This window comes from Providencia sp. wls1914 (assembly GCF_009706645.1).
Classification (GTDB): domain Bacteria; phylum Pseudomonadota; class Gammaproteobacteria; order Enterobacterales; family Enterobacteriaceae; genus Providencia; species Providencia zhijiangensis.
In genome coordinates this window covers 732,675-742,602 of record NZ_WLUN01000016.1, presented here as the reverse complement: position 1 = coordinate 742,602, position 9,928 = coordinate 732,675, and the positions used below count along the sequence as shown (strand labels likewise).

Annotated in this window: 11 protein-coding genes and 5 pseudogenes; 6 read left to right on the top strand and 10 right to left on the bottom strand. The window is 39.2% G+C overall.

The genetic code is table 11. From position 1 onward, the window contains the following. Window positions 1-115: 115 nt before the first annotated feature. Window positions 116-769 (top strand): annotated as a pseudogene (locus tag GKR74_RS14300) (transglycosylase SLT domain-containing protein); the annotation flags it as partial. Here the strand turns inward: GKR74_RS14300 and GKR74_RS14295 are convergent. Then, window positions 769-1,473 (bottom strand): MarC family NAAT transporter, encoded by a 705-nt coding sequence (locus GKR74_RS14295; RefSeq protein ID WP_154604084.1) that lies wholly within the window; start codon window positions 1,471-1,473, stop codon window positions 769-771. The pseudogene GKR74_RS14300 and the gene GKR74_RS14295 overlap by 1 nt on opposite strands. Before the next feature lie 544 nt (window positions 1,474-2,017). On the opposite strand from GKR74_RS14295, the gene GKR74_RS14290 reads away from it, so the two are divergent. From GKR74_RS14290 to GKR74_RS14270, 5 genes and pseudogenes are all read left to right on the top strand, one after another. Beyond that, on the top strand, window positions 2,018-2,416 hold the full coding sequence (locus GKR74_RS14290) for a hypothetical protein (protein ID WP_154604083.1): 399 nt from the start codon (window positions 2,018-2,020) through the stop codon (window positions 2,414-2,416). A 113-nt stretch (window positions 2,417-2,529) separates the two neighbouring features. Next, a pseudogene (locus tag GKR74_RS14285) lies at window positions 2,530-2,994 on the top strand (methyltransferase family protein). A gap of 167 nt (window positions 2,995-3,161) precedes the next feature. After that, window positions 3,162-3,539 (top strand): hypothetical protein, encoded by a 378-nt coding sequence (locus tag GKR74_RS14280; protein WP_181478494.1) that lies wholly within the window; start codon window positions 3,162-3,164, stop codon window positions 3,537-3,539. 120 nt (window positions 3,540-3,659) lie between these two features. Further along, entirely contained in the window at window positions 3,660-4,037 is a 378-nt protein-coding gene (locus tag GKR74_RS14275) for a hypothetical protein (RefSeq protein ID WP_154604082.1), read from the top strand. A 393-nt stretch (window positions 4,038-4,430) separates the two neighbouring features. Then, the gene (locus GKR74_RS14270; protein WP_154604081.1) at window positions 4,431-5,612 is read left to right on the top strand and encodes a tyrosine-type recombinase/integrase; all 1,182 of its coding nucleotides are present in this window, start codon (window positions 4,431-4,433) and stop codon (window positions 5,610-5,612) included. On the opposite strand, the gene GKR74_RS18245 is transcribed toward GKR74_RS14270, so the two are convergent. The 9 genes and pseudogenes from GKR74_RS18245 to GKR74_RS14220 form a co-directional block, all read right to left on the bottom strand. After that, window positions 5,588-5,824, bottom strand: a complete 237-nt coding sequence (locus GKR74_RS18245) for a helix-turn-helix transcriptional regulator (RefSeq protein WP_230089167.1) — start codon at window positions 5,822-5,824, stop codon at window positions 5,588-5,590. The two genes, GKR74_RS14270 and GKR74_RS18245, sit on opposite strands and share 25 nt — an antisense overlap. Next, window positions 5,814-6,044, bottom strand: coding sequence for a hypothetical protein (locus GKR74_RS14260; RefSeq protein ID WP_154604080.1), 231 nt, complete (start codon window positions 6,042-6,044; stop codon window positions 5,814-5,816). The genes GKR74_RS18245 and GKR74_RS14260 overlap by 11 nt, the downstream gene beginning before the upstream one ends. After that, a pseudogene (locus tag GKR74_RS14255) lies at window positions 6,026-6,247 on the bottom strand (DUF4060 family protein). Before GKR74_RS14255 ends, GKR74_RS14260 begins: the two are co-directional and overlap by 19 nt. 188 nt (window positions 6,248-6,435) lie before the next feature. Continuing rightward, a complete protein-coding gene (locus GKR74_RS14250; protein WP_154604427.1) occupies window positions 6,436-6,816 on the bottom strand; it encodes a phage protein NinX family protein in 381 nt (126 codons plus the stop codon). Further along, window positions 6,809-7,033, bottom strand: a complete 225-nt coding sequence (locus tag GKR74_RS18240; RefSeq protein ID WP_154604078.1) for a hypothetical protein — start codon at window positions 7,031-7,033, stop codon at window positions 6,809-6,811. Before GKR74_RS18240 ends, GKR74_RS14250 begins: the two co-directional genes overlap by 8 nt. A 153-nt stretch (window positions 7,034-7,186) precedes the next feature. Then, on the bottom strand, window positions 7,187-7,456 hold the full coding sequence (locus tag GKR74_RS14240; RefSeq protein ID WP_154604077.1) for a hypothetical protein: 270 nt from the start codon (window positions 7,454-7,456) through the stop codon (window positions 7,187-7,189). Beyond that, window positions 7,402-8,571, bottom strand: a pseudogene (locus tag GKR74_RS14230) (DNA cytosine methyltransferase). Before GKR74_RS14230 ends, GKR74_RS14240 begins: the two are co-directional and overlap by 55 nt. A 12-nt stretch (window positions 8,572-8,583) precedes the next feature. After that, a pseudogene (ssb, locus tag GKR74_RS14225) lies at window positions 8,584-9,036 on the bottom strand (single-stranded DNA-binding protein); the annotation flags it as partial. Beyond that, entirely contained in the window at window positions 9,037-9,909 is an 873-nt protein-coding gene (locus GKR74_RS14220; RefSeq protein ID WP_154604074.1) for an ATP-binding protein, read from the bottom strand. Between the last annotated feature and the right edge of the window lie 19 nt (window positions 9,910-9,928).

Sequence of the window (9,928 nt, the reverse complement as noted above, 5' to 3'; positions counted from 1 at the left end):
CATTATTATTTAACACGACTAAAACACGTCCAGAAGTAAAAGTTAAGTAAAAAATGTATTATTTTTCTAAAGATTAGCTATTCTTTCGGTGTTTTAATTTGCAGAGGATACAACAGTGAAAAAAATGGTCGGCAGTGCGCTTGTACTTTTGCTATTGGCAGGTTGTTCAAGTGATCCCAATAAAACCGCGAACAGAACAAGAATGCTAGATAATCGCAATCAAATGCCAAATACGGCAGCTAATACTAGCTATCCGCGAACCCCTTATGATGAGTTTATTCGTGAATCCGCGAATCGCTATAGTGTGGATGAAACACTGATCAGAGCCATTATTGAAGTAGAATCTAACTTCCGACCTGAAGTGGTGAGTAAATCTAATGCTATTGGTTTAATGCAAATTAAAGCATCAACAGCAGGGCGTGATGCATATCGTTATCAAGGACGTTCTGGTGAGCCAAGTTCTAACGATTTAAAAGATCCACGTAAAAATATTGATATCGGCACAACCTATATTCGTATTCTCAAAGAGCAACATTTGGCGGGTATTAGCCACCCGCAAACGATGTATTATGCGACCGTTGTGGCTTACGTGAATGGGGCCGGGGCATTATTAAGAACATTTGATAATGATAAAACTAAAGCTATCGCGATGATAAATAATTTATCGCCAGAAGAATTCTATCAACATGTTCAGTCTAAACACCCCGCACCGCAGGCTCCACGCTATTTGTGGAAAGTTAAGAATGCGTATAATGCATTAGCGGTGAATTACTGATATTCCGTCATTAAGTGTGGGAGTTGCGCGATAATTTCAACGATGCCGTTGATGACGAATTGCACTCCCATACAAATTAATAAAAAACCCATTATCCGCCCAATGGCATCAATCCCACTGTTCCCTAGCCATTTCATAATTGACGTTGCGCCCCGTAATCCTATCCAAACAAACACACTGGCTATTAGAAAAACAATAATGGGTGCGACAGTGATAACCCATGGCGCAAAACCAATATCCCCTTGCAAAGACGCGGTGGAACTAATAATGATTGCGATGGTACCTGGACCTGCGGTACTTGGCATCGCGAGGGGGACGAAGGCAATATTTTGGTTGCCTTGACGTTTTTTGGGAACACTTAAATCATCAGTGGAGGCATTACTGTTGTCTTCACTATTTTCTGAATTAGGAAATAGCATCCCAAAACCAATAAAGACCACGATAAGTCCCCCTGCAATACGTAGTCCAGGAATAGAAATTCCGAAGGTGTTCATGACTAATTGGCCCGCATAAAAAGCGACGAGCATGATACAAAAGACATAAATTGCAGCCAGCAGTGATTGGTGGTCACGTTGTTCTTTGGTCATGTTGGCGGAAATACTGAGCATCACGGCAATGGCGGTCAGTGGGTTAGCCAGTGGAAGGAGTAAAACTAAGCCAAGGCCAACGGCTTGAAAAAGTTGTAAAATATCTTGCATGTCGAAAATTACCCTCCAAATTAATCTAGAATGGCTTCTCGTTGGAACTATAACAAACATTGTTACTAATTTGTGGAATCAGAAGGGTATTCTCCCATCAAATATAGGATAAAGAGACTTTTTTTACGTGAAATTGCGTAATGTTTTCACTTAATGAATGACAAAGTTGTTCACATTAACTGTGGATAACATCCCGATTCATGTGTGAATAAGTGTATTTATTTGTTGAATAACAAAGAGGTATGCAGCTGGATTAAAAACATTCAATATTTTGAGCAAAAAAAAACCTTTTTATGTGAGATAAAAAGGTCAAGGGCATTATTGCTAGAGGGGGTTTATGTTCATTTGTTAGTGAGTATATACAGTGCTATCTGTTTTACTGACAGGTTATGTAAATTCGTTAAAAGATTATTGTCAGGCGATAATCTTATTTCTTGGTAATATAATTGGAATATTCTTTACAAACTCTTTTTTATTTTAAAAACTGCTTTACGGTTTATTGTGTATTCTAAATTCCATGTTAAATAGAATTTTAGGATAGCCAATGAGAAAGTTACTGTCGCCATTAGTTACTTCATCAATGCTGCTTGTTTTGGCTATTGCTGCCGTACTGATCCTATTTCCACAAACGTGGAAACAATCTATTTTTCCTTCGCTCTCTCAATTATTACCCGCTTCAGTCAATTCCTTTATGGAACAAAACGGATTGACGAATAATGCGTGCGATAGTTTAGAAAATAATTTAAGAAGCTTTACAGATTATCTGCAAGCAAATGCAGATGTTGTCGAAGTGAAGGGAATGAATGGGTTAGAAGAGCAACTTGCTAATATCCAAGCCAGATTAAATAATTTACCCAGCGATGTGCGTAATTCTGTATGTGAACAAGAGTATGCCAATCTTGAAGGCCTAAAAAGTGTTTTTTCTTTAGGATATCGTTCATAAAATAACAGAGTACTCCTTCACTCTGTGTTATTAAATATTATTGACATCGGTGCCAATTCTTATCGTTTTATCCATGATATGCTTGCCAGATGAATATCAATTTAGGATCTGTGATGAGCATTTTTAAACTTCCATTTGTGAATTGGTTAGCGCTCAATGGATTTGCTGCTTATTATCTGCATATCAAAGAGGGTTTTTTCTGGAGTTTTTCTGGTTGGATGGGAATTATCGGCATCCTGATTGCCTTAGAGGCTTTCGGCTGGATTGGCGCAAGTTTATATTATTTTTTTCAGCAAAAAACCTCACCAAATCCTATTAGCCCTGCGTCTTCTCTTATTACTAGAGGCCCTTATCGGTTATCTCGTAATCCGTTATATCTAGCTTTTACCTCGATGAGTTTAAGTTTCGCTTTATTTTCGCATTCACCTTATTTCTTGGTTTCAGGTTTGGTTTTCTGGTTAATTACTGATTTGTATACTATTCCCCAAGAAGAAAAATTCTTATCTGAGCGCTTTAAAGAGGAGTGGGCTAATTATATTCAGCAAACTCGGCGTTGGTTATGATTTACCTTGGTCTAATTCGTTAATTATTCATTTCTAATAAGTGATTTTACCTATTTAATTGTGAATTATTGTCATTATCATCTGATAATTTAGCTTTTGATGCGAATTTTGATATTTTTCAAGGCAGTTTCCTTTCGGTAAATGTAAACTGGTATAACCCAAAGGCTTGTGAGGTTATTGCCGTGAACAAAAAAGTGTTATTAGGTGCTATCGTTTCTTCAGTATTACTGTATTCGGCATCGGCTGCAGCATGCCCTTACTGCAATGGAAACTATGACCACCGCTATCAAAACAATTATCACCAGAACAATTATCGACAAAACGATTATCGCCAAAGTAATGAAATCGCTAAGCTAGCGAAAGAGTTTGATGATAAGCGTTTTGAACTGAATAAGCTGTACGATGCTGGCGCCAAAGATGATGACGCGAAAGTAAAAGCGTTGGTGAAAGAGCTTGATGATTTATCACTGCAACTTCGAAACGAAGAAGACAAACAATATAACCGCCCATATCGTGATGGTCGATGGGGGGGACGCGGTAATCATCGCGGTTGTTGGTAACGTTTTGTTGTAATAAGGCTATTCAAAGTCATGTTGAGTAGCCTTATTGTCGTTTTTTGCAGGATGATGGAATGGTATTTTTCTCCCCTTAACGATTTATTGTAAAAAGTGTGGTGAGAGATGAAAAAAGGCATAATTACCACGTTATTGGCGTTATCAACCTTTGTGTTGCTGGCTCCGAGAGCCTCTGCACAGCTTGTTTATACCGCAGATGAAATGAGTGCAATCATCGATAAGCAAGGTATCCCGTATCATGAGGATTGGCATGCTATTTATGCTGATCATATTAATTTTGAACTCTGTTCAGCCACCACAGATTTAGTCTATCTTATTAGCGCATTAGAGCATCCGACAACCCTGAATCTTTCATTATCGCGTTCAAAATCACGTATTGCTTGGTTACCTGAATATGCGGTGAGAGCGGATTGTAATGGCTATGGTAATAATGTTCTTATTATGTCGGCGGACTACACGTTAATGAGCCCGGAGCAACAGTAATTTTAGCGCTAGAATAATCAACAACTGGCTATCGCCATAAAATATGTCTGTGTTATGATTACGAGTTGAGTTGCTAGCGATGTGCATAATTGCGTTATCAATTATATCTGCCTCGGCTTATATAATGTGTACATAGTTGTGTGCCTATCTCGCATAGTGAAGTGAGAAATCGTCAGTAACGTATTGATTTATAAACTTTGGAATAATCAAGCAAGTGATCTTTCGTGTAAGACATTAGTCTGATTCGCATCAATTCAAACCCGTTCAACAACATCTTCCCAAACCCTTTACCTATTGAGCTTTTTCATTTTGCATGTTCAAATCCGTTCATTGATATTCAATCACGTTCAATGAAAAGTGTGTACATACCTGTGTACATAGTTTGGTGAAAGTATGCTCACAGATGCAAAGCTAAGAAAATTACATAATGTAAAGCGAGATAGCCTTAAGGAATTCCCTGACGGGCAAGGATTGTCTGCAAGGGTCACTACCAACGGAATGATTGTTTTTCAGTACAGATATAGATTTAATCGCAAACCAAGAAGAATGACACTTGGTGAATATGGTGTAATTACACTAAAAGAAGCAAGGGATTTAGCTCAAGAGGCGAGGAAGGAGTTATCTCAAGGTAATGACCCAATTATAACTAGAAGCATGACTATCGATGGTGAATTTTCAAAGTTAACAATTTCTGAGTGCATAAAGGAATGGATTGATAGCCCGCAAGCTCAGAAGTTAGTTAAGCTTGATTCATGGAAGAGGGCTCTTGATAGGCATGTAATACCAAGCGTAGGGAAGATGATCGCTGAAGACATGACGGTGGCACATTGGCGGCCTATGTTTAAGCTAATGCGAGACAATGGCGCAGCTACAATGGCTACAATGATGCTATCTAAACTTAAGCAAATTCTTTCATACTGCATAAGAATTGGTAAGCTAAATCACAATTCATTGTCAGAACTAAGATCGGAGGATGTCGGCGAGAAGGTTAAACAAGTTAAGAGGTATTTGAGTGACAAAGAAATAGCGTTGTTTTGGCAGTCAGTAGATAAAACTAAAATGTCTGCACAGAACAAAATATTTATTAAGCTAGCTTTACTGACTGGCTGTCGTGGTGTTGAACTACGAATGGCCAAAAAATCAGACTTTGATTTAGATAATCAAGTCTGGCATGTTCCCGCTGAAATATCAAAAACTCGCGAGGCTTTCAATCGAGGGCTTTCAAACAAATCAGTTTCATTGTTAAAAGAAGCTTTTGAAATTTATCCATCATTCGAGCAGGCATTTCCACCTGCCTCTATACAAGAAGATAGGCCAATGTCTGCTAGTGTTTTATTGCAAATGGCAAAGCAGGTTGGTGTAAAAATGGGAGCCGATGACTGGACAACTCATGACTTAAGAAGAACAGCAAAAACTAAGATGGGTGAGCTTGGCATCCAGCCACACGTATCCGAAAAAATCCTTGGACATAAGCTCGCGGGTATTCTTGCTGTGTATGATAGATACGAATATATAAAGGAACAGATAGAGGCTGCGAATATGCTTGCAGATCACATTGAGCAACTATCAAAGTAACCTTTGTTTTTAAAAAAATTCATAACTTCTCTATATCTGTATAAAGTACCACCGCCTTTAATTGGTTGGTGGTTTTTATCAGGGTCAGGGAATGGAGTGCCTTCTTTTTCCCATTCTTTACGTTTGTAATAGAATGTTGTTCTAGATATTCCACCGAGCATCTCTTGTATTTCAACTCGACAAATCAAGATTCTATTAGTGCTATCCATCATTATTAATCTCCTTATCTATCGTTCGCACGTAGTAATTCAGCCACATATTCGCCGGGCATTTTGCTAAGTGTTCTTTTGTTAGGGTGAGGGTGAAAGTCGGTAGGTAATCTTTGAGTATTGCTGTGCTTTGTTTATCGCTGAGTTTTTTGAGTTGCTTTAATTTGTCACGGCATTCACGGGCTATCTTTCTGCGGCCGTTCTCTAATATCTGCTCATTCATATCCTCTGCCTTTTATTTCTCATTGTTACCATATAAGACTTTTGACAGTTTTGAATTTCGACAGGGTAGATATTCTTTCCTATCTTTATTTTGTGATTAACGATTATTCCTGTTCGATTGTGATTCTTTTTGTGGAATTCTAGCGCGGCATTAATTGCGATTCTTTCTGTTGGAGTGACTTCGCCGCGAATGATGAGTTTCATTATCCGCTCCGTTTAATATGCTATTTAATTAAGTTCGATAACCTTTAACTGAGATGTTCCCATTTTTCTTTCTGACTATCCATGCCTGCATGTCTTTATATGCATATGCACAATCTATATTTTTAGATGGTATGAAACCAATTAGGCATGTATTGCAGAAATCAATTAACTCACTGTCATCTTTATTTTTAACCGTTGTTGTTATTCTCATTCTCCGCATCCTTCATTAATAAAAATAATTCCATAGCAGCGCGTAGTGGGTTTTTGTTATTAGCTTCCAATCCCCATGCAATCTCTTTTTCCACAATATCTTGGAAATTACTCGCAGCACACCAATATTCACAACCTAAAGTTTCCATTGGGAATATTGCTATTCTATTCTCAATAATAATCGTCATTGCATTGGATGTGTTGTTGCATGGGTCGAACGCATAGCATTTATGATATTTATCTGCAACGAAGATATAGTTTTCACTATACTCAACATCAATAATGAATCCGGATTGAATTAGTTCCTCTGCTACAATCTTATTAATCTCGAAGTCAGATAGTTCGGTGTATTTATTCATTGTTTCCACAGTTGAATTCCTTATTTGTTCCAGCGCCAAGATATGAAACAGAAGTAATACTTGTGTTATCTCTCCCAATGTCCCGAATGGGATATTCTAAGCACTTACTATCGAATAAAAATTTACTTGTAGTATATGTTCTATAGTGTTGTTGCATTACTCCATCTTGATTAGAATAAAAGCTAACTAACCAATGATGCATTATTTTATCTTCCACGAATCACCTCCTCACAGACTATCTCAACATTCCGCACCATCATTATCTGCCACGCACGGCTCTCGCATTCTTGCTGTGTGTATATTTGCTCAGATACAGGCACAGCAGAACCCTGTATTAGCATGAGTAATACATATCCGATTATTTGCATAGTTACTTGTCTAGGCGGTAGAGTGGAATAGTTTCTTTATCAAACTTCTCTTCATAAATATGTGTAAAACCATATTCCTTAATATTATCACATCCTTCTAATCTCATATAACCAACAGGCTCTAAGCTATTAATTAAACTCTCGCATGATGCTTGCCAAGATTTAAGGCATTGACGCTTTACGGATTGAAGCAAAGTATTTTCTGGTTGAGACTCAATTAACGGATACTCTTTTTTAAACCACTCTTCAAATTGCTGCCTTGATTTATCCATCACTCCACCTTATTCAATATATCAAATCCTGACTTTGTTAATGTCCAGCCAATGACTGTCTGTCTAATTAAACCTTTTTTCTCAAAAGACTTAAGTGTTCTACCATCAATCCCAGCGCCAAACTTATCTCTCACAATGTCTAGCGTTTTAATTTGTTTCTCTGTTAATTTCATATTCATTCCTCTTCATTGCATCCCTGCGATATAACGTTTAATTTCATTTCCTATCCATTCGCCAACCTGGACACTAACGCCGTTTCCTATTTGGCGATATGCATCTGTCTGGCTCACTGGGAATTGAAACCAATCAGGGACACCTTGCAGTCGTGCATATTCGCGTACAGTGTATGGACGAACTCCCATCGGAAAGTTTTTATCAGCTACCAAGCGAGTGCTTTTATCTTTAGCATAGTGAGCAACGCAGGTTGGGGCGATATCACCATTATTTGGGTCGCTGATTATTGGCAAGTCACGATATACGCCATTCATCCTTGAGTAGACTGATTTAGGTATATTGATATCAGGCTCATTCTCCAGGATATCAGCTAGCTTCATTGGCTTATGATTTTCTGGTGGGCGCGGTGTGAAATTCCTTTTCGTACCGATAATTATTAATCGACTGCGCTTTTGTGGTAACCATGTTTCAGACTTAATCGGACAGAAAACATTAACGTAATAGTCAGGCATTTTCTGCATTGCTTCCATGACTACTGGAAAGGCTTTCATGCCAGGTACATTTTCAACCACATAAAACTCAGGCCGAGCAATTGCCAAGTGACGTAATGCATGTAAAAACAATTCATCACCTGTGCGAACTCCATGTATATCACCGATGGTGCTGTACTTGGTGCATGGATAAGTAAATATCATACCGTCGCATGATCCTTGTTCTAAAACTAACTCCTGGGTAATGTCGCATTCTTTAATATGATTACCTAGATTATGACGGTAAGTTTTGCAAGCGGAAGTGTCAATTTCAAATGCCTGGCCTATATTTATTCCAGCTTTGATAAGGCCAATATCCATAAGGCCAGCACCGCTGAAATAAGAATTAACGGTTATCATATCTATCTCCTGTTTGCATCCTTGCAAATATATCCTTTGGTTAAATCACATTGGGAAGGGTCAGAATGGGATTTCTTGATCATCCCAATCCATCGGTGGCTCATTCTTCGGTGCTTGTTGCTGTTGAGGTTGTCGCGCTGGTTGCTGGCTTCCTGCCTGATTACCACCGTTACCACCAAGCATTTGCATAGAGCCGCCGATATTTACCACCACTTCCGTTGTGTATCGGTCTTGACCGCTTTGGTCTTGCCATTTACGCGTTTGCAATGAACCTTCGATATAGACTTGTGAGCCTTTTTTCAGATATTCACCTGCAACTTCAGCTAACTTGCCGAAGATGCACACTCTATGCCACTCGGTTTTTTCGCGCATTTCTCCTGATTGCTTATCACGCCACGAGTCCGATGTGGCTAGTGTGAGATTTGCCACTGCGCCACCATTTGGCATGTAGCGAATTTCAGGTTCATTACCTAAGTGACCAATGAGAATTACCTTATTTACTCCACGACTAGCCATTTATGCTGCCTCTTGCTTAGTTAGTTCTTCTTTTCTTAGCTCATATAGCTTCTGAGCTTCCGCTTGTTCTGGCGTATCCCTGAGCGCTTTATATGCCTCACCAAACGCATTTTTAAGCACATCCATGTCTTGCGTTTCCATTGCAATATCAGTGAAGTGTGATAAATCCACCTCGGCTTTCGTGCGCCCATCATTAAGCCAATCCATTAGCTTTTTGCCCGTTAATTCATTTAACTGGGTGACTTCGGCGTTGCTGAACAATCCTGTTCTATCCTTGCTTGCCATTGCTGTGTGAGTTTCGTGATTGAGGTCGAGAACGGTTGTAAATTCATACTCAACACCGTCCCGTTGCTCTGACTTCATACCTAGCTTGTCTACGCCTTTCTTGCCGTTACCTTTATCAACTTGAGCGGTTTCCGTTTTACTTCTCATTGTTGCGATGATGTGCAGGTCAGACCGTAGAATTGCATCGAGAAATGCGTTGTGACGAGGTGTGATTTCGCTCCATGCTGACCACGTATTACCGCGATACTTCGCCTTTGCTAGACCATCCAGTAATTCAAGACACCCACCTGATCCGCTCCATTCATGAGTAATACTGTCGATTATTAAATTGTCGTAGCCAGCTTCCTGCGCAGCTCCGATGGCTTCAATAAAACGCTCAGGTGTGAATGGTGGGTCTAATTCCAACACGTCGAAATTAAATCGGTCAGAGTAGAGTGAGGCGCTTCCTTTCTCGGTATCTATCACTGCTGTTTTTCCGCCAAGTCCTTTGGCCATTTCCAGTGCTCCGTATGTTTTTCCTGACCCGCTAGGGCCTGTTAGTGCAAGTCGTAGCTTTGCTTTTTTCCGCAATGCTTTTGCAAATTTCATAACTACCTCCTACAAAAAA